The 25,546-nt window shown below is 65.3% G+C and carries 24 protein-coding genes and 1 tRNA gene; 11 read left to right on the forward strand and 14 right to left on the reverse strand.

The annotated features are described in order from the left end of the window. Positions 1-201: 201 nt before the first annotated feature. The 6 genes from ACOQFP_RS03155 to ACOQFP_RS03180 form a co-directional block, all read right to left on the reverse strand. The gene (locus ACOQFP_RS03155; RefSeq protein WP_421583419.1) at positions 202-1,545 is read right to left on the reverse strand and encodes an HNH endonuclease; all 1,344 of its coding nucleotides are present in this window, start codon (positions 1,543-1,545) and stop codon (positions 202-204) included. 104 nt (positions 1,546-1,649) lie between these two features. Further along, positions 1,650-1,725 (reverse strand) — tRNA-Arg (locus tag ACOQFP_RS03160). Between the two features lie 114 nt (positions 1,726-1,839). Beyond that, positions 1,840-2,154 carry an isochorismatase family protein gene (locus ACOQFP_RS03165; protein ID WP_421583420.1) on the reverse strand — a complete coding sequence of 105 codons (315 nt, stop codon included), beginning with the start codon at positions 2,152-2,154 and terminating at the stop codon, positions 1,840-1,842. Between the two features lie 160 nt (positions 2,155-2,314). Then, positions 2,315-4,786, reverse strand: coding sequence for an FtsX-like permease family protein (locus tag ACOQFP_RS03170; protein WP_421583421.1), 2,472 nt, complete (start codon positions 4,784-4,786; stop codon positions 2,315-2,317). Further along, complete coding sequence (locus ACOQFP_RS03175; RefSeq protein WP_421583458.1) at positions 4,783-5,484, reverse strand: ABC transporter ATP-binding protein; 702 nt, start codon at positions 5,482-5,484, stop codon at positions 4,783-4,785. Before ACOQFP_RS03175 ends, ACOQFP_RS03170 begins: the two co-directional genes overlap by 4 nt. A gap of 85 nt (positions 5,485-5,569) precedes the next feature. Continuing rightward, the gene (locus ACOQFP_RS03180; protein ID WP_241256318.1) at positions 5,570-6,769 is read right to left on the reverse strand and encodes a PucR family transcriptional regulator; all 1,200 of its coding nucleotides are present in this window, start codon (positions 6,767-6,769) and stop codon (positions 5,570-5,572) included. 364 nt (positions 6,770-7,133) lie between these two features. On the opposite strand from ACOQFP_RS03180, the gene ACOQFP_RS03185 reads away from it, so the two are divergent. Together ACOQFP_RS03185 and ACOQFP_RS03190 are read left to right on the forward strand one after the other, a co-directional pair. Then, complete coding sequence (locus tag ACOQFP_RS03185; protein ID WP_421583422.1) at positions 7,134-8,039, forward strand: acyl-ACP desaturase; 906 nt, start codon at positions 7,134-7,136, stop codon at positions 8,037-8,039. Positions 8,040-8,134: 95 nt separating this feature from the next. Further along, positions 8,135-8,995 carry a universal stress protein gene (locus tag ACOQFP_RS03190; protein ID WP_341243963.1) on the forward strand — a complete coding sequence of 287 codons (861 nt, stop codon included), beginning with the start codon at positions 8,135-8,137 and terminating at the stop codon, positions 8,993-8,995. Here the strand turns inward: ACOQFP_RS03190 and ACOQFP_RS03195 are convergent. Genes ACOQFP_RS03195 through ACOQFP_RS03205 form a run of 3 tightly spaced genes read right to left on the reverse strand, consistent with a single transcriptional unit; the run spans position 8,988 to position 10,671 of the window. Beyond that, complete coding sequence (locus ACOQFP_RS03195) at positions 8,988-9,314, reverse strand: cupin domain-containing protein (protein WP_206488168.1); 327 nt, start codon at positions 9,312-9,314, stop codon at positions 8,988-8,990. The genes ACOQFP_RS03190 and ACOQFP_RS03195 overlap by 8 nt on opposite strands. 53 nt (positions 9,315-9,367) lie before the next feature. Continuing rightward, positions 9,368-9,874 carry a dihydrofolate reductase gene (locus ACOQFP_RS03200; protein WP_206488170.1) on the reverse strand — a complete coding sequence of 169 codons (507 nt, stop codon included), beginning with the start codon at positions 9,872-9,874 and terminating at the stop codon, positions 9,368-9,370. Beyond that, on the reverse strand, positions 9,871-10,671 hold the full coding sequence (locus ACOQFP_RS03205) for a thymidylate synthase (RefSeq protein WP_307830729.1): 801 nt from the start codon (positions 10,669-10,671) through the stop codon (positions 9,871-9,873). Before ACOQFP_RS03205 ends, ACOQFP_RS03200 begins: the two co-directional genes overlap by 4 nt. A gap of 29 nt (positions 10,672-10,700) precedes the next feature. Between ACOQFP_RS03205 and ACOQFP_RS03210 the strand changes: the two genes are divergently transcribed. Then, the gene (locus tag ACOQFP_RS03210) at positions 10,701-11,567 is read left to right on the forward strand and encodes a DNA-formamidopyrimidine glycosylase family protein (protein WP_341243961.1); all 867 of its coding nucleotides are present in this window, start codon (positions 10,701-10,703) and stop codon (positions 11,565-11,567) included. On the opposite strand, the gene ACOQFP_RS03215 is transcribed toward ACOQFP_RS03210, so the two are convergent. Continuing rightward, positions 11,560-13,104 carry a carboxylesterase/lipase family protein gene (locus ACOQFP_RS03215; protein ID WP_421583423.1) on the reverse strand — a complete coding sequence of 515 codons (1,545 nt, stop codon included), beginning with the start codon at positions 13,102-13,104 and terminating at the stop codon, positions 11,560-11,562. The two genes, ACOQFP_RS03210 and ACOQFP_RS03215, sit on opposite strands and share 8 nt — an antisense overlap. 75 nt (positions 13,105-13,179) lie before the next feature. Between ACOQFP_RS03215 and ACOQFP_RS03220 the strand changes: the two genes are divergently transcribed. The 4 genes from ACOQFP_RS03220 to ACOQFP_RS03235 all read left to right on the forward strand — a co-directional run bounded on the left by ACOQFP_RS03220 (position 13,180) and on the right by ACOQFP_RS03235 (position 16,978). Then, a complete protein-coding gene (locus ACOQFP_RS03220) occupies positions 13,180-13,740 on the forward strand; it encodes a molybdenum cofactor biosysynthesis protein (RefSeq protein WP_421583424.1) in 561 nt (186 codons plus the stop codon). Positions 13,741-13,837: 97 nt separating this feature from the next. Then, complete coding sequence (locus ACOQFP_RS03225; protein ID WP_421583425.1) at positions 13,838-15,055, forward strand: CaiB/BaiF CoA transferase family protein; 1,218 nt, start codon at positions 13,838-13,840, stop codon at positions 15,053-15,055. 4 nt (positions 15,056-15,059) lie between these two features. Then, positions 15,060-15,983, forward strand: coding sequence for a hydroxymethylglutaryl-CoA lyase (locus ACOQFP_RS03230; protein ID WP_421583426.1), 924 nt, complete (start codon positions 15,060-15,062; stop codon positions 15,981-15,983). Beyond that, the gene (locus ACOQFP_RS03235; protein ID WP_421583427.1) at positions 15,980-16,978 is read left to right on the forward strand and encodes a 2-hydroxyacid dehydrogenase; all 999 of its coding nucleotides are present in this window, start codon (positions 15,980-15,982) and stop codon (positions 16,976-16,978) included. Before ACOQFP_RS03230 ends, ACOQFP_RS03235 begins: the two co-directional genes overlap by 4 nt. 12 nt (positions 16,979-16,990) lie before the next feature. On the opposite strand, the gene ACOQFP_RS03240 is transcribed toward ACOQFP_RS03235, so the two are convergent. Beyond that, entirely contained in the window at positions 16,991-17,584 is a 594-nt protein-coding gene (locus tag ACOQFP_RS03240; RefSeq protein ID WP_206488186.1) for a TMEM175 family protein, read from the reverse strand. A 38-nt stretch (positions 17,585-17,622) separates the two neighbouring features. On the opposite strand from ACOQFP_RS03240, the gene ACOQFP_RS03245 reads away from it, so the two are divergent. After that, a complete protein-coding gene (locus ACOQFP_RS03245) occupies positions 17,623-19,029 on the forward strand; it encodes an APC family permease (RefSeq protein ID WP_421583428.1) in 1,407 nt (468 codons plus the stop codon). Here ACOQFP_RS03245 and ACOQFP_RS03250 read toward each other — a convergent pair. Further along, positions 19,023-20,465 carry a dihydrolipoyl dehydrogenase family protein gene (locus ACOQFP_RS03250; protein ID WP_421583429.1) on the reverse strand — a complete coding sequence of 481 codons (1,443 nt, stop codon included), beginning with the start codon at positions 20,463-20,465 and terminating at the stop codon, positions 19,023-19,025. The genes ACOQFP_RS03245 and ACOQFP_RS03250 overlap by 7 nt on opposite strands. A gap of 29 nt (positions 20,466-20,494) precedes the next feature. Between ACOQFP_RS03250 and ACOQFP_RS03255 the strand changes: the two genes are divergently transcribed. Then, entirely contained in the window at positions 20,495-21,253 is a 759-nt protein-coding gene (locus ACOQFP_RS03255) for an SDR family oxidoreductase (protein ID WP_206488192.1), read from the forward strand. 15 nt (positions 21,254-21,268) lie between these two features. On the opposite strand, the gene ACOQFP_RS03260 is transcribed toward ACOQFP_RS03255, so the two are convergent. Next, the gene (locus ACOQFP_RS03260) at positions 21,269-22,519 is read right to left on the reverse strand and encodes a hypothetical protein (RefSeq protein ID WP_421583430.1); all 1,251 of its coding nucleotides are present in this window, start codon (positions 22,517-22,519) and stop codon (positions 21,269-21,271) included. Continuing rightward, the gene (locus tag ACOQFP_RS03265) at positions 22,516-23,280 is read right to left on the reverse strand and encodes a crotonase/enoyl-CoA hydratase family protein (protein WP_206488195.1); all 765 of its coding nucleotides are present in this window, start codon (positions 23,278-23,280) and stop codon (positions 22,516-22,518) included. Before ACOQFP_RS03265 ends, ACOQFP_RS03260 begins: the two co-directional genes overlap by 4 nt. 59 nt (positions 23,281-23,339) lie before the next feature. Here ACOQFP_RS03265 and ACOQFP_RS03270 point away from each other — a divergent pair, with 59 nt between their 5' ends. Both ACOQFP_RS03270 and ACOQFP_RS03275 read left to right on the forward strand, forming a co-directional pair. After that, positions 23,340-23,942 (forward strand): TetR/AcrR family transcriptional regulator, encoded by a 603-nt coding sequence (locus ACOQFP_RS03270; RefSeq protein ID WP_206488197.1) that lies wholly within the window; start codon positions 23,340-23,342, stop codon positions 23,940-23,942. Further along, the gene (locus ACOQFP_RS03275; RefSeq protein ID WP_421583431.1) at positions 23,929-25,545 is read left to right on the forward strand and encodes an acyl-CoA dehydrogenase family protein; all 1,617 of its coding nucleotides are present in this window, start codon (positions 23,929-23,931) and stop codon (positions 25,543-25,545) included. Before ACOQFP_RS03270 ends, ACOQFP_RS03275 begins: the two co-directional genes overlap by 14 nt. Position 25,546: the final 1 nt, after the last annotated feature.

A 25,546-nucleotide genomic window follows, 5' to 3' on the forward strand; every position in this document is an offset into this window, starting at 1 on the left:
AGGATGTTGCACCTGCGGGCCTTCGGGCCGAGATGCAAAGGTGGCGAGACTGCCGGTGGGCAGTTTCGATCGCCGTAAGAGAAGCCTGTGCAGGGTGCACGTGGTGATTTCGGGAGCATTCCACGACGTCTGACGCGCAACTGCGCGCGTCGATGTCGAGTGTAACCGAGTTGTGGCTCCGTCTGTTCCCGCAGTGACAGGTCATGCGGCGTCGTCGTCGAAGAGTCCGAGGAGCATCACGTTCTCGGCCGGGGAGTTGTAGATCTCGATCACCGGCATGGGAGGGGCGCTCGAATCGTAGGTGTGTCCGGTGGGCGAAATGAGCCGGTAGCGGTGTCGTTCGCTGCGAGTGCCTCGAACCGCCTCGGCTGTCCAGCCTTCGCCTTCTTTCGCGTAATTGCATGCGGCACAAAGACCTGCGCCGTTCTCGGCGCTCGTTCTTCCGCCCGCGGAGTGCGGTCTGATGTGGTCGTGGTGGCGGATCGGTGCGTCGCACCACGGGGTGCGGCAGGTGCGATCTCGGAGGTCGATGAGGCGTCCGAGTGCGGTGGGAAATGCGCGTGATGTGGACTCGACTGCCGTCAGTGCACCGGATGTCGGATGGGCGTAGAGGCGTCGTAATGCGATATGTGTCTCACTGTCGAGTGCGTCGCTGATGAGCTGCCGAGCGACATCGGATGGAATGTCGCCGTGGCCGTGCATGTACGCGGACGTGTTTGCGCCGGCGAGGAGAGTCGAGTCCGAGATGACGATGTCGACGGTCACCGGCGGACCTTGAGCCGCTGCTGCACCGGTGATTCGCTCGAATGCGAGGTCGGCCATGATCTGGTCGCGGGTCCGCGTGTCACCGCCGGTGTTGATGATGGTGTCGGCATCGCGTCGCAGTGTCGCCCACATGCAGACCGTCTTCTCCATCGAGGTGAGCACGGTGAACAAGCCCATGGATTCGGGTGCGGGACGGGTGCTGGTGCGGCGGGCGGCGTAGGCCTTGGCACGGCGCTTCACCTGGGAAGCGGCGTCGAGTTCGTTGGCGAGTGCGCGGGCGCGGCCTTCGATGGTGCGGTCGCCCGCACCGGCCAGTATGGCTGGGTCTGCGCACAATCGTTCGTCGATGGTGCGGCGGTCCTCGACGGTGAGACACGCCGTCTCGCGAGCAAGGATCATCGCGCGCCACTCGTTGAGGTCCCCGGCTCGCAGGCGGGCGAGAGTGTGCGGCATTTCATGCACGAGGGCCCGAGCGAGACCGAGGTGGGTGCTGCCACGGTTGGGTGATTCGCGTCGAGCCAGGCCGATCTGCGACGCAATACCAGTGCGCCACTGCGCTTTCGGCTTTCCTCGTTCTCGGCGTTCATTGCTGATCGACGTCGCGACGGCGTCGGTGACCACGGCCTGAGCTGCCACGCTGGCGCACTTGACCGTCTCGAGTGCAGAGATCAGATCGATGCCGGCAGCTGCGTCGGCGTCGAAGTCCGATGATTGAAGGCGTGCGACGAAACGCAGTAAGTCGTCCGACGTCAGCGGTGAATCCTGTAGAGCTGTGACCACGAGTTCCTCCCCAGTACTCGAATGCATGTTCGATAGTACGGGCATTTTCGCGGGTGCGCAATAGTCGCAGGGATGATGGAGGGGGAGTCGCGGAATCGGTGCGGTGGTGCCCTCGGCAGGATTCGAACCTGCGACCTACCCTTTAGGAGAGGGTTGCTCTATCCCCTGAGCTACGAAGGCTGGTGATCGTTTCCTGGTCGAAAGCTGGTGTCCAGCAACGGCTTTCGATTCATCGAACAATCGGTTGCGGATGAGTTCGCTGCTACGGTGCACAGCTGGCCCACATCGCGCTCGCTAGTCTAGCGGCCCACCGCGGCGATCGTGAAGCAGGTCGCCGCTGCTCGTCACCCTCCCGGTCAGCGATGCGATCAGGTTCAGGGCGATGCGGTGCTGGTGAGCGGTGTAGTCGGCAGTCGATTCGATGCCGACGAGGCACTGGATGTCGCGGGCGAAAGCGTCGAACGTCGTCGCGAGAATTCCTGCCGAGGCGAACACTCCCACGATGATGAGCTGGTCACGGCCGTGTCGGCGCAGTTCGACCTCCAGATCGGTGGCGTAGAAGGCGCTGTAGCTGCGCTTCACGATCGGAACGAAGTCCGGCTCGGCCACGTCGGTCACCCTCGTACAAACGCGCGCGCATTCGCCAAACGCGCGCAGAGTTGCCAGCCACTGGCTGTCTATTCCGCTCGCACCTGACCAACGCGCGCGCGTTTGCGGATCCCGAGGCCCAGACCGCGGATCCCGAGGCCCAGACCGACGCGGATCCCACCTAGTCCGCCGCAATAGCCTCCACGATGTTCAACCGGGAGGCGTGCACGGCAGGCGGGGCCGAACCCAGCAGTGACAGGCCGAGCGCAACGAGTCCGTACAGCAGCACCGACCAACTGGCGGAGTAGTCGACCGGAATTCCGATGCTGGCTCCGAGGATCAGGGTGCTCAGGTATTGCAGACCTGCGCCGATGATCAGGCCGAGGGCACCGCCGACGATGCCGACCGACAGTGCCTCTGCCAGCACCATTCGGGCCAGGGTTCCCCGTCCACCACCCATCGCGCGGAGCACCCCGAGTTCACGGCGACGTTCCAGGACGGACAGTGTCAACGTGTTGAGCAACGCGACTGCGGCAACGAGCGCCACGATCCATTGCAATGCGATGGCCAACGCACCGGACTGCCGGATTGCGGCACTTGTGCCCTCCAAGGCTGCTGCGCCGGTGTATACGAAGGCATCCGACGGCAGTGTCGCGCGCAACGAATCTCGAACAGCGGCAGCATCTCCGGCGACGGTGACCTCGAGATAGGTCGCGCCGGGCCGCTCGAACCAACGCTGCATCGAATCCAACGAGATCGCCATCGTGCCGCCTGCGGCGTTGATGTAGTCCACCAGATCCAGCACGCGCACGTTCCGCACGCCCGTCGGCGTCGGCAGGTCGATGGAGTCGCCGGCCGACACACCCAGTGATCGGCCGAGCCCCTGCGAGAGGACAACCCCGTCACCGGCGAGCAGGCCGGAGCGAACCTCGTCCGACAGCGACGAGAGAGTCACCGCGTTGCTGCCGTCGGCGACGCCCTGGATCGAGACCCATTGCTCGTCGATGCTCGCGTAGGCCCACTGGCCCTCGACGATGCGCGTCACGCCCGGCGTGGCCCTGACGGCGTCCGCAATCTCGGTGGGCACGATGGGGCCAGCCGGAATGGCGTCGGGCGAGCTCATCGACACGTACAGGTCGGTATCGGCCAGCGAAGACAACGACCGTGCCGCCGAGTCGGTCATATCGGTCAACGAACCCGACACGCCCACGCTGACTCCCACCGCGATCACGATGGTCATCACCGTCGCCCAGATGCGCCGCGGCGCGCGCTCGATGGTGGCGGTGGCCAGGCGGCCCGCGCCACCCCAACGGCGCGGCACCGCTGCCGTGGCCGAGACGATCGGCCCTGTCGCGCCGACGCACAATGCGACGACGCCGACCATGAACAGCGCGCCTGCACCGAGGGTCGCCTGCCCGTCGACACTGACGGCGAACAGGAACGACCCGGCGATGGCGGCAATACCGAACACGGTGGCCGCCACGGTGAATCGCAGACCGGGGCTACCCGAGGTGTCCCCGCCGCCGACGGCCAGCGCCTCGATCGGCGAGATTCGGTAGACCTGAACCGCCGCGACAGCCGAGGCACCCACACAGGCCAGCACACATGCCACGATCGCCACCGGAATGGCGAAGCCGGGCAACACGTATTCGATCTGCGCATCGAAAGCCTGCGACAAGAACGGCGGCAGGCTCTCGATAGCGATGCGGCCCATGGCGATTCCCAGCGGAACGCCCACCGCGCCACCGACGAGACCGACCAGCACCGACTCGAACAGCAGATCGCGGACGATATCGCCGCGGCGGCCGCCGACGGCCCGAAGCAGAGAGATGGTGGGACGACGCTTCGCGATGGCCATGTTCATCACATTGAAGACGAGGAAGCCCGCCACGACGAACGCGATGAGCGAGACCATCAGCGTGGCATTGCGAGTCAGGCTCATCGCTTGGTCTGCTCGGTCGGCCCGGAAGTCCGGATTCATCACCGATACCCGTCCGCCCAGCGCGGAGTCGAGATCGGTGCGCAGTGTGTCTCCGTCACCGAGGACGAAGATCGAGTCGAGCTGACCGGGTCGGTCCGTGAGCGCTCTGGCCGTCGGGAGCAGTGCAACCGCGAAGTTGCCCCCGCCGATGCGCTGCGTCCCCGGGCCGTCGATCACTCCGGCGACGGCGACCGGGGTACCTCGTATCGAGATGGTGTCGCCTGGTTCGAGACCCGTTGCAGCTCCGACCACTACACCGGACGGGTCGGCGAGCAGCCCTGCCGCATCGCCGACGGCACCCTGCAGATCCGATTGCAGGGCGGTGACGGAGGCGTCGACTCCGAGGAGCGTCAGATTCCCGACATCGGATCGAACAGTGCTGCGCAGCAGTGGAACCGCCGCCACCACGCCGGGCACGGCGCGTACGACGTCGAGTTCACGCTCGTCGAAACCCGAGTCGGTGACGCCGACGATTTCGTAGTTCGCGTTGCCTGCAATCGTCGCTGCGAGACGTTCGACGGATCCGGTCAACGATCCGTAGGTACCGAGGACCGCGATGAGCAATCCAGCGGCCACGGCGACGACACCGGCCGAGACCAGTGAGCGCACCCAGTGCATGCGCAGGTCGCGAAGGCTGATGACGCGAAATCTGCTGAGCGCGGTACCGATCACCGATCGAGACCGGCCGTCGGTGTGTCGGTCTCGACGCGGCCGTCGATCATGCTGACGATCCGATCGGTGCGGTGGGCGGCATCGAGGTCATGGGTCGCCATCACCACTGCTCGACGCCCAGCGCTGGCGTGCGCCACGTCGGCCAGGATCTCGAGGACGGTGTGGGAGGTCTTCGAGTCGAGATTGCCGGTGGGTTCGTCGGCGATCAGTAGCGCCGGGTCCATCATCAGAGCCCGGGCGATCGCGATGCGTTGAATCTGTCCGCCGGACAGTTGTGCCGGACGGTGTTCGGATCGGTGCGAGAGCCCCACCATGTCCAGCAGTCGCAACGCGTTGGATCTGGCCTTCTTGATGGGTGTGCCGTCGAGAAGCTTGGGGACGGCGACGTTTTCCCATGCCGACATCGTCGGCAGCAGGTTGAAGAACTGGAAGACGAACCCCACCTGGTGCCGTCGGAAGTCCAATTGGGCGTTGTCGTCGAGGGTGGTGACCTCGACGTCGTTGAAACGGATGGAGCCGGAGGTGGGGGTATCGAGTGCGCCGAGCATGTGCAGCAGCGTCGACTTACCGGCACCCGAGGGCGCGACCAGAGAGACGAACTGCCCGCCCTCGATGGTGAGATCGATGCCGTCCAGCGCTCGTACCGGTTGCTCGCCGGTGGGGTACTCCTTGACCACCGCGGACAACTCCAGCATCAACTTCGTCACCGACGATTCCCCTTGCTTGTCGAATGGTTCCGACGCTACCTGCTGTCGGTTCGACGACTCCGGGGGAACCAGCAGGTCAGGCTGCGCCGCGCGAGGATTCGAGTCGACGCGCCACCAGTGCCGCCTGCAGGTGCCGGATTCCCGAGGGCCGGGTCGGGTCGAAGCCGGTGAGCTGCGCGATCCGCTTGAGGCGGTAATCGACGGTGTTGGTGTGCAGATGGAGCTGGCGGGCGGAGCGCTGACGGTTCAGATCGTGCGAGATATGGATCTCCAGGGTCTCGAGCAATTCCGGCGAAGAGTCGAGGGGTTCGAGGATCTGCGTCAGATGCCGTCGGCCGGGCCCGGGGCGGGTGAGCTGGTATTCGAGTACCAGATCGTCCATGCGGTAGAGGCCGGACGGTCGATGCAGCTGGTGTGTCAACGAGAGCAGTTCGTGTACCTGGTCGGCTGCGGTGGGGATGTCGGCGGTGGCAGCCTGCTCGGCGGTGACGGTGACCGGAACCTCGGCTGCGGTGCCGATGCGGTGCACGAGGGCCTCGACCCACTCGTCGTCGTGGACGCCGGGGATCAGGACGGTGCCACCCTCGGTACTGAGGAGAGACAGCGGGCTGCGTCCGCAGATCGTGGCCAGTTCGGCCTGGACGCGACGCAGCTTTCTCCGTGCGGCGACGGTCTTCTGGATGTTCGGATCGTTCTCGTCCGGGTGCGGCGGCACCGAGATGGCGAGGACGAGGTAACTGTCGGCCAGTTCGATTCCGGACTGGCGGGCCATCGAGACGGCGTTGTGGCCGCTGAGCAGCGAGGTCACCAGGGTGTGCGCGGCGGTGTGGTGTTCGCTGGCCACCGCCTGAAGTTCCTCGACGTAACTCTTGCTGGCGGCGATGGATACCTTCTCGGAGAGCAGTACGAACATGCGCGCGGCCTCGATCAGTTGGGCGGCATCGCCCTCGCCTGCTCTCTTGGACACCAGATTCCAGCCGATCTGAATGCCCTCGTGGTACACGCTGAGCACTGATTCGAGGGGTACGCCCTCGCGCGCCCACTGGCTGGCCTTCGCGCGGAGCTCGGCCAGGTCGGACTCGGCCGGAGCGCGTCGCTCGTCGAGCATCTGCACGGCGATGCTGATGCACTTGACGGTGAACTCGGTGACGTCCCCGTGGAGCTGTTCGCCGGGCAACGATCCGCAGGGGGTGTTGGCAGCGAAGTGTCCGACGAGCAGGCGTGCGACGGCACGGAAATCGCGCAGAGGGGCCGACGCAGGTTGACCCGCGACCATAATTCCGAGGCTAGTCGAGTTGTGAACGGTCACAGGTCAACCCTTCGTGTTGGGTTCTTCAGGTCATCGGAGAGCAAACTTTCGTGCACGTATCAACGCGGCTCCGCGGCTCAATCTATGTAAATGCGGGCAAAACCGCGGTGTTTTCGTACCTCGAGTTTGTTTCCTGGCCTCTAACAGGATCGATCATAGGTTGTTATCTACATGTGATCCAGGGTTTCAGCCAAACTCGTTGTGATTTATCTCAGCGGGCCTCCGTGGCCCTTGCGATTTGCCCTAAACAATGTGGAAGGTGCTCGCCGCCGGTTGGTGCCGCGCCTACTTTTAGGTCGTCCGGACAGGTATGCGGAGAGTGAGGAGCAGGATGAACAACGACATCGGCCAGTTCACTGTTCTGCGGGAGCTGCGGCCGACCATCGAGAGCAACCTTGCCCGTCACCGCGCCGAGTCCGTGCAGTGGCGGCCGGCCGATATCGTTCGCGCCGAGATGTACTGGGGGGCGAGCGCGTCGACTCTGACCGAGGCCGCCAAAGCCGCGCTGGTCACCAATCTTCTTGTCGAGCAGAATATTCCGCTGTACCGCCGGGACACCTCGTCCGGGGAGGGCGGTGCGTGGGCGTCCTGGATCGCCGAGTGGAGCAGCGAGCGAACCCGGCACGCCGAGGCCGTCACCGACTACCTCGTCGCCACCCGCAGCGTCGATCCGACAGCACTCGGACGAGCCCGCGCGCAGTGCATGACCGTGGGCTTCGACTCCCCGATGAACGGCGCGCACCTGCTGCGATCCTTGGTCCAGGTGGCCATCGAGGTGTCGGTCTCGAGCATCTGTCTTCGCAACACCGCAGACCAGTGCCATGACCCGGTGGGCGATCGGCTGCTCGGATGCATCGTCGCGGATCAAGAACTGCACATCACGTTCTTCGAGAACCTGATCTCGGCGGCGCTCGACGTGGCACCCGGCCTGACGGTCACCGCGATCACCGAGGTCGTCATGAACTTCCAACTACCGGGGACCAACCTGCCCGGGTTCGCCCGCAGCGCGATGCTCATCGAGCGCGACGGGATCTACGACCTCGCCCGCCACGTCGACGAGGTCCTGCGACCCATGCTGGCCCAGTGGCGCGTTTTCGAACGCACCGATCTCGGCGGCGGGGCGCGCAGACGAGATCAGCTGGCCGACTACCTCGACCATCTCGACTCTCAGACGGCCGCTACCGCACGCAGTCACGCGCATGTGCGGGAGCACGCGAACGCACTGCGAGCCAGCTGACGCGACATACTTCGGGTCTCATCGACTAATCTGGACTCCTATTCGTCATACGCTTCGAGACCGCGTTCTCGTGGCAACGACCGGAGGCCCGAAACGTGACAGGCTCTCGACCGATCATCGTCGGCATCGACGGATCCGCTGCAGCGGACAAGGCGGTGATCTGGGCGGCGCTCTGCGCGTACCGGCGTGATCTCCGATTGCACATCGTGACTGCCGTCGACATGCCCGGGGTCGTCGATCTGAGTGAATTCGCAGGAGAAGCAACCGAATTCGTCGCCACCGCAAAGTCCAGGTTGGTGGCCGCAGCGACTCTGGCCGCATCGGTCGTCGACGATCCCGCTTTCGAGGTGACGTCGAGTGCCATCGAGGGCGGCGTCATGGATGTCCTGATCGGGGTTTCGGCGCAAGCCGAGATGCTGGTGATCGGTGCCAGTGAAACAGGCGCTGTCACAGTGTCGTTGGCCGCGCACAGCGTCTCACCGGTGGCAGTGGTGCGGGGTCGAGACATCGACGGCCGTCCGGTCGCAGAGGGACCGGTCGTCATCGGCATCGACGGGTCCGAAGTCAACCAGGCAGCGATCGAGTGGGCATTCGTCGAAGCGTCGGCACGCGGTGCCGTACTGATCGCGGTGCACGTGTGGTCCGATGTCGATCTGACCCAGTCGTTCGGGCGCGCGCCCGTGGATTGGCAGGCCATTGCCGACGGCGAGGAAGCGGTGTTGGCCGAGAGCCTCGCCGGGTGGCAGGAGCAGTTCCCCGATGTCGAGGTGCAGCGCATCGTCGCACAGGACCGACCGGTTCGGGTTCTCAGTGGTCGATCGGAGACCGCCGCACTGATCGTGGTGGGCAACCGCGGACGCGGTGGATTCGGCGGAATGCTACTGGGATCCACCAGTTTCGCCCTCGTCAACTCGGCGGACTGTCCGGTGTTGGTCGTACGGAAATCGCTCACATAGCGACGGTCAACAAGAAGGACACGTCCTCGATCGCCTCGACGCTGTGGCGAGCGTCCGGGACGACAAGAAGGTCACCGGTGGAGCCCTTCCACGAGCGGTCGCCGCTGATCAGTTCGAGCTTTCCGCTCAGCACCAGGACCGTCGACTCACCGGACAGATCGTGTTCGGCCAGCTTGTTTCCGGCGGCCAATGCCACGACCGTCTGCCGCAGGTGGCGACGATGACCGCCGTACACCGTCTGCGAACTGCGGCCACTCGACGCGCCGACCGCGAGCTTGAGTTGTTGGCGGGCAAGGGCGGTGAGTGACTTCTTGTCCATGATCGACAGTATGACGCACCGCCCGCGGTCGCGACGGGGAATCCTGAACGCGCTCAGGACGCGTGGGCGGGCTTTCGGTACTCGACCCAGCGAAAGCGGGTCCCGTCGACCCGGCTGCTCTGCCATTCGCCCGCGGTCGCGATCCAGCCCTCCGGGATTTCCGGAGCAGCGGTATCGCCCTCGACGTCCAGGTCGACCTCGGTGACCTCGAGGTGGGTCGCGATTTCCATTGCACTGCGATAGATTTCGCCGCCGCCGATGATCCAGACCGGGGCGGGGTCGGCCAGCGCGATCGCGTCGGCGACGCTGTGTGCCACCTCTGCTCCGTCAGCGGACCACGAGGGATTTCGGGTGACGACGATGTTCCGTCGACCCGGAAGGGGGCGGAATCTCGACGGCAGGGAGTCCCAGGTCTTGCGACCCATGACGACCGTATGGCCGCCTGTCACGGTGCGAAAGTGGGCCATGTCCTCGGGAACGTGCCAGGGGATGCCGCCCCCGTCGCCGATGGTTCCGGTGCTGCTCTGCGCCCAGATCGAGCCGACGAACGCGGCACTCACACCGCTACCGGAGCCTTGATCGCCGGGTGGTGCAGGTAGCCCACGATCTCGATGTCCTCGTAGGTGTAGTCGAAGATCGAATCGCGTGGCGCCAACTTCAGGGTGGGGTACGGATAGGCCTCCCGAGACAGCTGCTCGGTGACCTGGTCTCGGTGGTTGTCGTAGATATGGCAATCGCCGCCGGTCCAGACGAACTCGCCCACTTCGAGACCGGTCTGTGCCGCCACCATGTGCGTGAGCAGTGCGTAGCTGGCGATATTGAACGGCACCCCGAGGAACATGTCTGCGCTGCGCTGGTACAGCTGGCAGGAGAGCTTGCCCTCGGCCACGTAGAACTGGAAGAACGCATGGCAGGGTGGCAGCGCCATGCGCGGGATCTCGCCGACATTCCAGGCCGAGACGATCATCCGACGAGAATCAGGATCGGTCTTCAGGGTTTCCACGACCTGGCTGATCTGGTCGATGTGGTCACCCGAGGGGGTCGGCCACGAACGCCACTGCACCCCGTAGACGGGCCCGAGCTCGCCGTCCGGGGCGGCCCACTCGTCCCAGATGCTCACTCCGCGTTCCTGCAGCCACGTGGCGTTCGATTCTCCGCGCAGGAACCACAGCAACTCATAGACGATCGACTTCAGATGGACCTTCTTGGTGGTGATCAACGGGAAGCCGGCCGCCAGGTCGAAACGCATCTGATGTCCGAACAGACTGGTGGTACCGGTTCCGGTTCGGTCGGACTTCGCCGTCCCGGCAGTGAGGATGCGGCGCAGCAGATCTTCGTACGGAGTCGGAACCATCACGACGGCCATCGTAGCTGCATACTGGACACATGCCTGAATTACCCGAGGTGGAAGCCCTGGCCGGCTTTTTGCGCGAGCATGCTGTCGGTGCCGTGATCGGGCGGATCGACATCGCAGCACTGAGTGTTCTCAAGACATTCGATCCACCGATCACCGAGCTGCAGGGCAAGGACGTCACCGATGCCGCCCGCTTCGGCAAGCACCTCGCACTTCGGGCGGGCGATCTGTGGCTGATCACGCATCTCTCTCGTGGGGGCTGGCTCCGGTGGGTCGACAATCCCAGCGCCGCGCCGCCGAAACCCGGCAAAGGACCGCTCGCTCTTCGCATTCACTTCTTCACCCCCGAGGGTGCGACGCCCGCTGTCGACCTGACCGAAGCGGGTACCAAGAAGCGGCTGGCGGTGTGGGTGGTGCGTGATCCTGCTCAGGTGGCGAGCATCGCCAGGCTCGGACCCGACGCGCTGACGGTCACCGAGCTCGAATTCGCGGAGATCCTCGGCGGTACCACCGCACGACTGAAAACCTCGTTGGTCGACCAGTCGCTTCTGGCAGGCATCGGCAACGCCTACTCGGACGAGATCTTGCACGTCGCGAAGCTCTCGCCGTTCGCATCGTCGAGCAAGCTGGAACCAGACGCGGTCGCGACGCTCTACGCGGCGATGCGCTCGGTGTTGTCCGACGCGGTCTCACGCTCGGCCGGGCAGGACGCGGCGCGTCTGAAAGGCGAGAAGAGATCGGGCATGCGGGTCCATGCCCGGACCGGGCTGCCTTGCCCGGTGTGCGGCGACCCGGTACGCGAGGTCGCCTATGTCGATCGTTCCTTCCAGTACTGCGCCACCTGCCAGACGGCCGGCAAGATTCTCGCCGACCGTCGTATGTCTCGCCTGCTCAAGTAGCGGGTTCGAGCTTCTGGCTGTCGTAGCCCCGATAGCCTTCCCAGGCTCTGCGTCGGTCGCTTCGCGGATCTTTCTGGACCCGGGTGCGGGTGTCGAAGATCAATGTCTTGCGGTCGGCTTCGTCGTACCGTGGCCACGAATCGAGCGGTTTTCCGTTGGTGGCGAACGCGATCCACTGTGATTGCACCTGATCGGTGACCTCGGCGAAGGCCTTCCGTCCGCCGGCGAGGGTGAGTGCCTTGCCGAACAGCGTGTCGCTGATGCCGAACACGGCGAACAACTCGAAACCGTGGGTGGCGTCGAAGCCGAGCAACTTCATCGACCTCGGTGCGAAGTCGAAACGGTAGAAGTACGTCGGCGCGTAACGCGAATGCCCTTCGGCCACTTCCAGAGACGGCTTCCAGAACGTGAAATCGCCACCGAAATCGATAGCTGCCCGTTCGCTCGGGTAGCCCCGGTAGCCTGAAGTGACGACCGCCTCGGCATCGGGATCGGTGAGCGCGAACAGTTTGGTGATGCGTTCGGGATTGGTGGGCAGGGCGTCGAGGAACTTCGGAAACAGCGTTCCCTCACGGGCATTGGTGCCGATGATCAGCGGAACTCGGTGAGCAGTGCCCGACGCGTAGGCCCGTACCGGACTGACCGGCAGGAAGTCGCCGTCGATCACCGGACCGAAGGGAAGCAGGCCGGGGGTGCGGTGCAAGGTGGTGAGGCCGAGTTTGGTGCCGGCCCGTCCGAGGCGGAGGACCTCGGCGCTGTCGAGTATCTCGGCAGCGTTGTCGACGGTGCCGCCGAGGTACCCGACGAATTCGCGTGCCCATTGATCGGCGCGTTCCTTGGTGGTGGTCATGCCGGGAGCGGAGCTCTCGGCAATAGCCTGGGCGAACAAGCCTTTCGCGGAGGGGACGGTCAGGAGAGTGGTGATGGCATTGCCGCCCGCGGATTCGCCGAAGATCGTCACGTTGTTCGGATCGCCGCCGAAGTTCTCGATATTGCGTTGTACCCACTCGAGCGCCGCAACCTGGTCGCGCAGGCCCAGATTGGAGTCGAACGGTCGCTCCGGGGTGGAGAACTGGGACATGTCGAGGTAACCGAGCGCGCCGAGACGGTAGTTGATCGAGACGTAGACGATGCCGTCGCCGTCCTGCAGTGAGCGCCGCACCAGCGAGCCACCGCCGTACAGGGGTGTGGCCGAGGTGCCGAGGGTGTACGCCCCGCCGTGGATGAACACCATGACCGGGCGCGGTGCGGGGCTCGGAGCGCTCGGTGCCAGCACGTTGAGCGTCAAGCAGTCCTCGCTGGAGGGTTGGTACTTGCCGATCGCGAGCATCGTGCCGCGTTTGTGCTGGATCGAGGCATTGCCCCACTCGGTGGCGTCGCGCACTCCTGCCCACGGCTCGGTGGGTTGCGGCGCTCGAAATCGAAGTGGACCGACGGGCGGCGCGGCGTACGGAATGCCTCGCCAGGTGATGAGTTCGCCGACCGGCTTGCCTTCGATGATGCCCTCGGAGGTGGTCACACGCGTGGTTCCAGCCATGTCGCGAGTGTACTGACCAGTTCTTACTCCGGGGTAAGAAACGGCCCGATGCGGGTGCGGGGCAGACTGGGCTGCGTGCCCTTCGAGTATCGCGCCCACATAGTGCAGCTCCTGACTGCGCCCTCACACGCCTACTTCGGTAGATCCAAGGACGGCCCGGCCGAGGTGCCGACCGAGCTGCCGTCCAGCGTCGAGATCGTGGCGCACAAGGGCATCCGCGGTGATCGATTCTTCGGCGTGAAGGCACACACCGAGGCGGCCGTGAGCATGTTGTCGGTCGAGGCCTGGGGCGCGGTGGGGGAGGTGCTCGGCATCGAGGTACCCGATCCCGCGGTGGCCAGGCGCAACATCGTCGTGCGCGGACTGGAGCTGGACCCGCTGCGCGGTCTCGAATTCGAGCTGAACTCCGGCGACGGCTGGATCGCGTTCCGCGGCGGAAGACCGGCACACCCGTGCGCGTGGATGGATCGGATGGTGGCCGACGGCGCGCGCAAGGCGCTGATCGGGCGAGGCGGCCTGCGTGTCGAACCGCTCTCCGATGGAGTTCTGCGCGTCGGGGAAGTGGCGGTGCGCTCGCCGGTCGAACTCGATGCCTCGCGCGCTGCGCTGTCGATCCGACGCGCCCAGCCGATCTGACATCGTTGCCGTCGTTGTTGATCGGACCGGTCGACCAGGGGCACACTCGAGGCACAAGTCGGTGCGCTTTTTCGCTGTGAGTATCGAAAGGAACACGATGGCCTTGCCGCTCAGCGGAGTTCGAGTTCTCGAGCTCGGCAACTACATTGCCGCCCCTACTGCCGCGCGCATGCCCGCCGACTTCGGTGCCGAGGTGATCAAGGTCGAACGTCCCGAAACCGGTGACGAACTACGCAACTGGCGACTGTACTCCGGCACGACGTCGATGCTCTATCGCACGATCAACCGGAACAAGAAGTCGATCGTGCTCGACCTGCGCACCGAACAGGGGCGTCAGGACGTCATCGATTTGGCCGCCGAATGCGACATCGTGCTCGAGAACTTCCGGCCCGGCACCCTCGAGAAGTGGGGCATCTCGCCGGAGGTGCTCAGTGCCGCCAATCCCGAGTTGATCATCACCCGCATCTCGGCCTTCGGACAGACCGGACCCATGTCGCAGCGACCGGGGTTTGCTGCCGTCGCCGAGGCGTACGGCGGATTTCGCAATCTCGTGGGCGACCCGGATCGGCCGCCCGTTCGCGTGGGGGTCTCCATCGGTGATTCGATCGCGGGACTGTACGCGGCGTTCGGATCCGTGATGGCACTGTTTCAACGGCAGACCAGGCGTGCGGCGCAGGCACCGGAGGAGCAGTCCCCGCTGCCGCTCGCGCAGCGTTCGATCGATGTGGCCCTGAACGAGTCGATTCTGTCGATGATGGAATCGCTGATTCCCGACTACCTCGCCTACGGCGTCGAACGCGAGCGGACGGGCGGCCGGATGGAAGGAATCGCGCCGTCGAACGCATACCAGTGCAACGACGGTCATTCGATCATCATCGCAGGCAACGGCGATGCCATTTTCCAGCGCTACATGGACACCATCGATCGTGCCGACCTGGGAGCCGATCCGGACCTGGCGTCCAACGCAGGACGGTGGCGACGACGGGAGGAACTGGACGCGGCTATCTCGGCCTGGACCGGATTACATTCGCGCGAGCAGGCATTGACGATCCTCGATGCGGCCGGGGTGCCGTCGGGTCCGATCTACACGGCGGCCGATATCGTCGCCGACGAGCAATACGCCGCCCGCAACATGATTCAGCACTTCCCGGTCGACACCGGCGGTGAGGAACCCACCGAGGTCGGGTTCGTCGGCGTGGTGCCGGTGATCGGCGATGTGTCCCTGCCCATTCGATCGGTCGGACCGGATCTGGGCGAACACACCAGAGAAGTACTGTCGACTCTGCTCGGCCGTACCGACGACGAGATGGGTTGAGCAGATGTATCGATTCGCTCCCGCGGCCGAGCTCCGCGATGTCACGATGCGCGACGGCCTGCAATTGACCGGCAAGATACTCGCCACCGAGCGCAAGCTCGAGATCATCAGGACTCTTGTCGATCTCGGTGTGCCTGCGCTCGAAGTCGGGTCGATGGCGCGAGCAGACAAGGTGCCCGCGATGGCCAACACGCTCGAGGTGATCGGTGAACTCACCGCCGCCGAACTCGCGCGATGCTGGGTGTGGGTCGCCACTCCACGGCATGTCGAGAAGGCCGCTGCCGCCGGGGCGCGCAACTTCCAGTACTGCTTCTCCGCATCGAACTCGCACAACGAGGCCAACATCGGTCGATCCACCGAGGTCTCGCTTGCCGCCATGCCCGATGCGATCGACATAGCGCGATCGGTGGGCGGTGCTGTCGAACTGTGCATCGCGACCTCCTTCACCTGCCCGTTCGAGGGCCACGTGCCCGCGGACCGGGTCATCGAGATCGCCAACGACGAACGTGCCACCGGGGCAACCGATATCGTCATCTGCGACACCCTCGGGCAGGCGGTACCACTGCAGGTCTCCTCCCTCATCGAGCGTGTGCGAGCCGAAACCCCCGACCGCCGAGTGGTCTTCCACGGTCATGACACCTGGGGTATGGGTGTCGCGAACACCCTCGCGGCGATCTCGGCCGGAGCCACGATGGTCGACGGCTCCCTCGGCGGTCTCGGCGGTTGCCCCTTCGCGCCGGGAGCCAGCGGCAACACCTCCTCCGAGGACATCCTGTTCGCGACTCGGCCGGACTGGTTCGAGCCGGAGACCCTCGCGGCACTGGTGACGGTGTCGGAGGGTCTGCTCGCCGAACTGGACGAGCCCATGCGATCGAACACCGTCCAGGGCGCACGATCGAACGCCGGCGCCTTCGAGTGGGTCCTGTGAGCCGCATTCTCGTCACCACCGAGATCCCCTCGCCGGGAATGGATATCCTGCGCGCCGCAGGTGAGGTGGACCTGCGAGCTCTCGATCACGAGCAGCTGATCGACGCTTGCTCCTCCGGCGACTATCGCGTCGTGGTCTCCCAGCTGCGGGACCGGTTCGACGCCGAGCTGCTCGAGTCGGCGTCACTTGTCGGGATATCCAACTACGCAGTCGGATTCGACAACATCGATATCGCAGCTGCGACCGAACGCGGCATCACCGTCGCCAATACTCCCGGGGTGCTGACCGATTCGACCGCCGACATCGCGATGCTGCTCATCTTGTCCACGGCCAGACGCGCGTTGGAGGCAGATGCGTTCGTCCGCTCCGGTTCGTTCACCGGATGGGAGCCGGAACTGCTTCTCGGCAGCGACGTCTCGGGCCAAGTGCTCGGGCTCGCCGGGTTCGGCCGCATCGCCCGGGCCACTGCCAGACGGGCACTGGGTTTCGGTATGACGGTCAAGTTCTGCCCTCGCCCACCCGGGGATCGCCCGGTCTCCGAGGAGGAGCTCGGTGAGTTCGCGGGTCGCGTCGAGCATGCATCATGGGACGAGATCGTCACGACCAGCGACTTCCTGTCCCTACATGTTCCCCTGAACGAGTCCACCCACCATCTGGTCGACGCAGCAGTGCTGCGGGCGATGCAACCGTCGGCGATCGTGATCAACACCGCGCGCGGGCCGGTGATCGACGAAGCCGCTCTGGTGGCTGCGCTCGGCGAGGGCACCATTGCGGCAGCTGGACTGGACGTCTACGAGCGGGAACCGAGCCTGGAACCGGGCCTCGCAGAGCTCCCGAACACCGTGTTGTTGCCGCATGTGGGTAGCGCGACGGTGTCGGTGCGGTCGGAGATGGCGCGACTGTGCGCCAACAATGCGGCTGCGATGTTCGGCGGCTCCCTGCCACCGCATCCGGTGAACCCCGACGCCTGGGGGCGCGCTGCACCACCTGGGTAGGCGCGCTGGAATCTACGCGCGCACCCGAGTTCGGAGGCGCGCGAGCGGCTTGGTCAGCAGCAGAACGAGCAGTGACCACAGCCCGAGCGGTGTGAACGAGAGCCCGAGAGCGACCACCATCAGCACCGAGGTGACAACACCGTTGCGGAGGTTGCTGCGCGTCGGGGTGTCCTTCGCGACGATGCCGGGATGCCGAGAGACGATGACATCGGCCGCGCACATCGAGATGACCGACACCGCGATCGTCGCGACGTACAGCGGAGACGCGCTCGCGTCGTATCCACTCTTCTCGGCGATCAACTTGGTGGGGAACGGCAGAAAGACGATCGACAACAACCAGACGAAGTTCACCCACATCAGAGACCGCGTGTATCCGATCAGGTCGCGGAAGACACGATGATGGCTCAGCCATTGCGAGAAGATGATCAGGAAGCTGAGCACGAACGCGAACAGCTCCACCCCGTGGCTGCGCAGAATGTCGATGAACTGCGCACTCTCGTCGGGGTCTGCCAGTTCCACCAACGGGAGGATCAGCAGTGTCGCGGCGATCGCGACCACAGCGTCACTGAAGTTGACCAATCTGTCGAATCCGCGTTCGTATTCCATGTCAGCATTGTGCCTCTCGCGGGAGTACCGTCCGGAGGATGTCCGACCGACGCACTCTGACCACCGGCCGAGTGGTGTTCCTCGTTGTTGCTGCGGCGGCACCGATGGCGGCCATGATCGGCAACGTGCCGCTGGCGCTGATCCGCGGCAACGGAGCCGGTTTGCCGGCGGCCTACGCTGTCAGCGCTGTTGTGCTGCTGTGCTTCTCGGTGGGGTTTGCGGCCATCAGCCAGCAGGTCTACAGCACCGGGGCCTTCTACACGTACATCGGTCTCGCGCTGGGGAAGCCGCCAGGGGTCGCTGCCGCATATGTCGCAGTTGTCGCGTATACCTCGCTGGCATGCGGACTTTCGGGAGCATTCGGGTATTTCACCCACCTGGTTTTCGCAGATTCCGGCATCGACATTCCGTGGTGGGTCTTCACGGCAGCGGCCGTGGCGATCGTCGCGTTCCTGGGTTTCCGAAATGCCGACCTCTCGGCGAAGGTGCTGGGCACCCTGATGGTGCTCGAATTCGCCTTCCTCACCGTCTTCAACGTCCTGGTGGTGAGCGAGAAGGGAACCGCGGCACTTCCCCTCGAGTCCTTCACCCCCACACAGGTCTTCTCGGGATCTGTCGGAATCGCCATGATGTTCGCGTTCTCGAGCTTCATCGGGTTCGAGTCCGCCGCGTTGTACGGCGAGGAAACCAAGGATCCCCGGCGCAGCATCCCGCGCGCGACATTCATCGCTGTCTCGCTCATCGCAGTCTTCTACGTGCTGACGAGTTGGATCATCGTCGGTGCCTCGGGTGGCGTCGATGCCCCGATATTGGCCGAGACCGAACTGGGGAACCTGTTGTTCACTCTGGCGCAGCAGTACGGCGGAACGGTGCTGTACGACGGTACCGCGGTGCTGCTGTGCACCAGTGTGCTCGCCTCGTATCTGGCCGTGCACAACGCTGCCAGTCGTTACCTCTTCGCTCTCGGGCGTGAGCGCGTACTTCCGGTGCGTCTCGGCGGAATTCACCCCAAGCATTCGAGTCCACATGTCGGCAGTATCACCGCCTCGGTCGTTGCCACGGTGGCGTTGACGGTGTTCGCGGTGACCGGTGCAGACCCGTACTTGATCTACGCAGCCGGTGCCATCGGTCTCGGCACATTGGGGGTGATTGCGCTGCAGGCCGCGGCCGCGTTGTCGGTGGTGGTGTTCTTCATCGGGCATCCCGACTTCTCGCTGTGGCGCACCGCGATTGCTCCCGGCATCGGCTTCGCCGGATTCATGACCGGATTGGTGCTCGCCGGAACGAATTACAGCACCCTGACCGGTTCGGATTCCGCGATCGTCAATGCGATACCGGTGGTGTTGATCCTCGCCGCGATTCTCGGAGTGCTGGTGGCACTGCGCATCCGGCGCACCGACCCGAAGACCTACGAGGGGATTGCCGCGGCCTACATGCGTCAGTGATCGGCGTCTCTTCGGGCTTCGAGCAGCCTGAGCCAGATCTCGGACACCGTCGGGTACGACGGCACCGCATGCCACAGGTCGTCGAGGGAAACCTTGCCCACGATGGCGACCGTGGCCGCATGGACCAACTCCGCCACACCTGGCCCGACGAAGGTCGCGCCCACGATCGTGTCGGTAGCGCGGTCTATCACCAGTTGCGCATGGCCTGTGTAATCGTCCTGTTGGAGAGACGAACCCGCGACGGCGATATCACGTGCCACTGTCTCGACATCGATGCCTGCCTCACGCGCATCGGCTTCGGTGAGCCCGACCGAGGCCAGTTCCAGAGGCGTGAACACCACCTGGGGAACCTGCCCGTGATCTGCCGATGCGCGAAACCTCTTGTGATCGAGTGGCTTTCCCTCGGCCCGGGCCGCAATGACATCCCCGGCCACCCGGCCCTGGTACTTCCCCATGTGCGTGAGCGGGGCGCGGCCGTTGACGTCGCCCACGGCGTAGAGCCACTCGTGGCCGGGAACGCTCAGATGATCATCGACTTCGATGGAGTGTCCGTCCTCGAGCCCGAGCCTCGACAAGCCGAGGTCCGAACTCGCCGGACGACGCCCCGCTGCAACGAGAACCTCATCGGCCGCGATGTCCTTCCCATCGACGGTCAGGGTCACCGGGCCACCGTGGATACGTCCGAAGCCGGTGTCGGCAGGATTCTCTCGGGACACCGACTCGAGGGAGGCGTCGAACATGATCGACGCGCCGCGCTGGGTCAATGCATCCGCGACGAGTTCGCTGGCGAACGGCTCCGAACCTGCCAGCAGGGACGAGCCGCGCACGATCATCGTCACTTTCGCCCCGAGTGAGAGCAACCAGGTGGCCGCCTCCGAGGCGACGACGCCACCGCCGATGATCGCGATGTGAGCCGGGGTCTCGTGAATATTGGTGGCGTCGCGGGAGATCCACGGCAGAGCGTCCCGCAGACCAGGAACCTCGGGGATCGACGCCGTGGTCCCGGTGGCCAGAATGACGGCGTGTCGAGCGGTCAGGGTGCGTCCATCGACCTCGACGGTCTTGGTCCCGGTGATACGTCCGTGGCCGCGGATGACCGAGATGCCCACCGACTCGGCCCACGTCACCTGTGAGGAATCGTCGAGGCCGTGGGTATAGGACTCGCGCCTGGCCAGAACGGCGTCGGCATCGAGGGGGCTCTCACCCACCAGTTCCTTGACGCCGGGCATGTTCCGTGCGGTGTCGAGGACCTCGCTGGGACGCAACAGCGCCTTGCTGGGCATGCACGCCCAGTAGGAACATTCGCCGCCGAGGAGTTCGTGTTCGATGATCACAGCGGTGCGGTCACTGCCCTGAATGGCGTACTGGGCGGCATTCTCACCGACCGGGCCACCGCCGATGACGATGACATCGAATTCCGAACTCTCTGTGGCCATAGCTCCACAGTGACATAGGCTCGCCGTTTATGGCGACCACTCGGAACAAGATTCTGATCAGCGGCGCGAGTTCGGGGCTGGGTGAGGAAATGGCCAGACGGTTTGCCGCCATGGGCCGAGACCTTGCGCTCTGTGCCCGGCGGGTCGAGCGACTCGACGAGCTTCGCGTCGAGTTGATGCACCAGAACCCGAACATCACCGTGTCGGTTCGGGCACTCGACGTCACCGACCACGACGCCGTGATCGAGGTCTTCGGCACGCTCCGAGACGAGCTCGGCGGCCTCGACCGCGTCATCGTCAATGCCGGGCTCGGCAAGGGCGCGAAAATCGGTACCGGGCGCGCCGAGGCCAACCTGCAGACCGCGCGCACCAACTTCATCGGTGCCCTGTCCCAGTCCGAGGCCGCACTCGCGATGTTCCGCGAGCAGAAGCACGGGCATCTGGTCCTGGTCTCGTCGATCAGCGCGGACAGAGGTCTGCCGGGCGCGAAGGCCACCTATTCGGCGAGCAAGGCCGCGGTCGCCTCGCTGGGAGAATCGCTGGCCACCGAACTGGCTCGAACCGACATCGCCGTCACCACGTTGCTGCCGGGTTTCATTGCCACCGAGATGTCTGCCAAAGCAGGCGACAACGCGGCCCTCACAGCCACTTTGGACGCGGGGGTCTCCGCGATGGTCGACGCGATCGAGAGCGAGACTCGACGAGCCGCGCTACCCGGTCTCAAGTGGCGGGGCATCGACGCGGCGCTGCGGTTCCTGCCGAATGCGCTGACCGATCGACTGGTGTAGTTATTGCAGGTAGCCCTACCAGGGTGTACCGGCCAGGTCTCTCGTCGCGAGAGCGCGCTGTACGGCCGAGGCGAGCTCGGCGCTCGACCCGGCCACGGTGTCGTCGGTGCAGACCAGCGAGAGGGTGTAGTTGCCGTTCATTCGGCAGATGTAGGTCGACATCCTCGTCGTCGTCGACGCACCCGAGGGGTCGGGGTGGATGGCCCGAGTGGCCAGGCCGCAGGATCGGTGCGGGCCGAGGGTGGAGACGGCGTCGGGAATATCGCCGATGTTGGAGCACAACACTTCTCCGCGTCCCGGGGTCGAGGTCAGCTTCGCGGCCAGGCGAAGGGGAAGCAGCTGAACGATCTCGGGTGGATACCCGGCCGGTGCCCCGACGGGGGCTCCGAAGGCGGCCTTGCATGCGGCCCTGATGGTTACCGGTGAATCGTCACCCCGGACGGCGACGGTGGCCATGCCGATCGAGTTGGCGTCGCCGGTTGCCGTCCGGAAGGGGATGTCGACGGTCACCGCAGGTGATCCGAGTTCGCTCATCGTGGCGGCGACGATCGAGACGAACAGCGAGTTGGCCGAGCCTCCGGCGTGCACGGCAGCCGAATCCCATTCTGCGGCAGCGATGTCGAGTATCACGGAGTGAGTACGGCGCGCTTGGTGCGGGCGAGTGCCGCCGGTGTCGGCGGCAAGGAATGCACGTAGTTCGCCTCGGGCCTTCGTGCTGACCCACAACCTCGCTGTCGCGGCGATGGATTTTCCCAGGACGGTCACAAGCATCGAGAGCGCGTCTTTCACATCCGAGCCGGGCCGAGCGAGGGGGACGTGTACCGATGTATCCGAGAACGCTTGCGCCGCGGCATCTATGAGCTCGCGAGCATCGGCGAGTGCGTGTGAGCAGACCAGAGACACCACGGTCCCGCCGCCCGAAACTCCAGCGGCCGTCAATCGCCAACCGGGCCCGAACTGAGGGTCGAGTTCGAGATCGGCCTGCACATCGGCCCACCCGATGATGTCCTCGACCGCGTCGGCGGCGTACTCGAGTGGCAGCGTCTGCGAGGACGCCTCCCATCGAAGACGAGCGCCGGGAATGCGGGGCTTTCCGACTCGGCGGCCCAGCTGCCCGCGGGCCAGTCTTGCGTGCACTGCGTCGAGTTCGTGCCGGCTCAGGGTGTCGGGGGTGCGCCAGATTCCCTGCAGCGCAATGGGGAAACCGTAGCCACGGTGCGTCCGGAGGAAGATCTCGTCGATCACCGACAGACGCGTCGATCTCACGTGCTCGGGTTGCCGTGTCGTCCCGCGCCCGATACGAACTTGCTCGCGCCTGCGAGCGCGTCGGCGGTGATCGAGATGGCGCCGTGCCGGAACTCGTTCTTCAGGGCGGACTCCTCGTCCAGGCCGTCCTGCTCCAATACGGACAGTCGATCCTCGCGCATACAGGTCTGCGGCAGCAGGGCGAGTTCGGCGGCCAGGGCCTCGGCCTCGGAGCGCGCCCGCCCCACCGGAACGACGCGGGTGACCAGTCCGATGTTCGCGGCCTCGTGCGCATCGACGGCGCGTCCGGTGAGGATCATGTCCATCGCGCGGCCGGTGCCGATGATGCGCGGCAATCTCACTGTGCCGCCGTCGATCAGAGGTACACCCCAGCGGCGGCAGAACACGCCGAACGTCGCGTCGTCCTCGGCGATGCGTAGATCGCACCACAGGGCGAGTTCGAGTCCGCCTGCAACGGCATATCCGGAGACGGCGGCGATGACCGGCTTGGACAACCGCATTCGCGTCGGTCCCATCGGGCCGTCGCCGTGTTCGGTCGCATGGTTCGAGCGGGATGTACCCAGCGCCGCGAGATCGGCTCCCGAGCAGAACGTGCCGCCCTCGCCCCACAGGACGGCCACCGCGGCCGATTCGTCGGCATCGAACTGCTCGAATGCCTGGATCAGTTCCTGGGCGGTGGGGCCGTCGACCGCGTTCCGCACTTCCGGGCGCGAGAGGACGATCGTGGTGACGGGGCCTGATCGTTCGATCCGTACCGGCATGTGTGAACCCTACTCGAGTACCCTTGCGTGAAGCAATGAATCAGTGCTTCAATCCTTGAGTGCCCTACAGACGAACCCCCGCGGTGCAAGCCCGCCTCGACGCCGGTCGCGGGAAACTGTTCGCGGCCGCCATCGAGGTGCTCTCGACCAAGGGGTACGCGGGCCTGTCGGTTGCATCGGTCGCGGCGGCAGCAGGGGTGTCCGCAGGCAGCGTGTACACCCACTTCGAAGACAAGGCGGACTTGGTGGTCGCCATCTTTCGTGAGGTCTGCAGCCGAGAGGTCGACGCAGTGGTCGCCGTTGCCGGGCACGGCAGCACCGCCGAGCGAGTGACGGCAGTGGTGCAGACGTTCGCCGGACGCGCCATGAAGAATCGGACGATGGCGTACGCCCTGCTCGCCGAGCCGGTGGACCCGATCGTCGACGCCGAACGCCTGGTCTTCCGCCGGAAATTCACCGATGCCTTCGCCGACGCGATCGCGTCCGGTATCGCAGCCGGAGAGATTCCCGATCAGGACGCGTCGATCTCCGCTGCAGGTCTCGTCGGTGCCGTCGGCGAGGTGCTGGTCGGGCCGTTGTCCTCCCCCCAATCCATGGATCCGGTTCCGGGTCTGGTTGCACTGTCGCTGCGCGCGTTAGGAGTTCGAGATGGACACACATGAGGTTTTCAACCAGGCGATCGACCTGATTCCGTACGACGTGTCCGAGGACGCGTCGATGCTCGACGGACTCGAGCGCGGCGGCGGCGCTTGGGCGCTCGACGAGGTTCGTCGACTGGGGGTACTCGCCGGTGGTGCGAAGGCCCAGGACTGGGGCCGGCTCGCCAACGAGAATCCGCCGGTGCTGAAGACTCACGATCGCTACGGGCACCGGATCGACGAGGTCGAGTTCCATCCGCACTGGCACGATCTGATGACCGTCGCCGTCGAGCACGGACTGCACGCCAGCCCGTGGACCGATGATCGGGTGGGCACACACGTCGCTCGCGCCGCGAAATTCTATGTCTGGGGCCAGACCGAGGCCGGGCACATGTGCCCCATTTCGATGACCTACGCCGTCGTTCCGGCCCTGCGGCACAACCCCTCCCTGGCAGCGCAATACGAGCCGTTGCTCGCGGCGCGAGAGTACGACTTCGGGTTGCGCGTACCGTCCGAGAAGCGCGGACTGATCGCCGGTATGTCGATGACCGAGAAGCAGGGTGGATCCGACGTCCGCAGCAACACCACCACCGCCACCCCGTCGTCGGATGGCACGTACTCCATCGTCGGCCACAAGTGGTTCACGTCCGCGCCGATGTCGGACATGTTCCTCACACTCGCGCAGGCCCCGGGTGGGCTGTCGTGCTTCATGCTGCCGCGCGTGCTGCCCGACGGCACTCGCAACCGAATGCACCTGCAGCGGTTGAAGGACAAGCTGGGCAACAAGTCGAACGCGTCCGGTGAGCTCGAGTACCACGGGGCGACGGGATGGCTCGTCGGCGAAGAGGGCCGCGGCGTCCCCACCATCATCGAGATGGTCAACATGACCAGATTGGACTGCGTCATCGGGTCGGCGGCGGGCATTCGGAACGCCACCGTCCGCGCGGTCCATCACGCGCGGCACCGAGCGGCCTTCGGCGCGCAGCTGATCGATCAGCCGTTGATGCGAAACGTGCTGGCGGACCTGACCATCGAATCCGAGGCCGCCACCGCCGCGATGATGCGCCTGGCGCAGGCCACCGACGGCTCGGCCCGCGGCGACGAGCAGGAGAGCGCGCTGCGCCGAATCGCGTTGGCAGTCACCAAGTACTGGGTGTGCAAGCGGGCACCGGCCCACGCTGCCGAGGCGCTCGAATGCCTCGGCGGCAACGGCTTCGTCGAGGAATCGGGGATGCCGAGGTTGTTCCGCGAATCACCGTTGATGTCCATCTGGGAAGGCTCGGGCAACGTCGCCGCGCTCGACTCCCTCCGCGCGCTGGCCCGTCAACCAGACAGCGTCGAGGCATTCTTCGGTGAAATCGGTCAGGCCGCGGGTGCGGATTCTCGGTTGGACGACGCCATCGCACACGTCGGCAAAGAGCTGTCCGACACTTCCGACATGGAATACCGAGCGAGGCGAGTCGTCGAACTGATGGCCCTGACCTTCCAAGGTGCCCAACTGGTGATGCACGGCGATCCTGCTGTCGCCGATGCCTTCTGCGCCAGCCGGCTCGACCGTGACTGGGGCATCGCCTTCGGCACGCTACCTGCCGGCGTCGACACTGCGGCGGTGTTGTCGCGGGTGTGAG

The organism is Rhodococcus sp. MALMAid1271, from assembly GCF_049195265.1.
Taxonomy (GTDB): domain Bacteria; phylum Actinomycetota; class Actinomycetes; order Mycobacteriales; family Mycobacteriaceae; genus Rhodococcoides.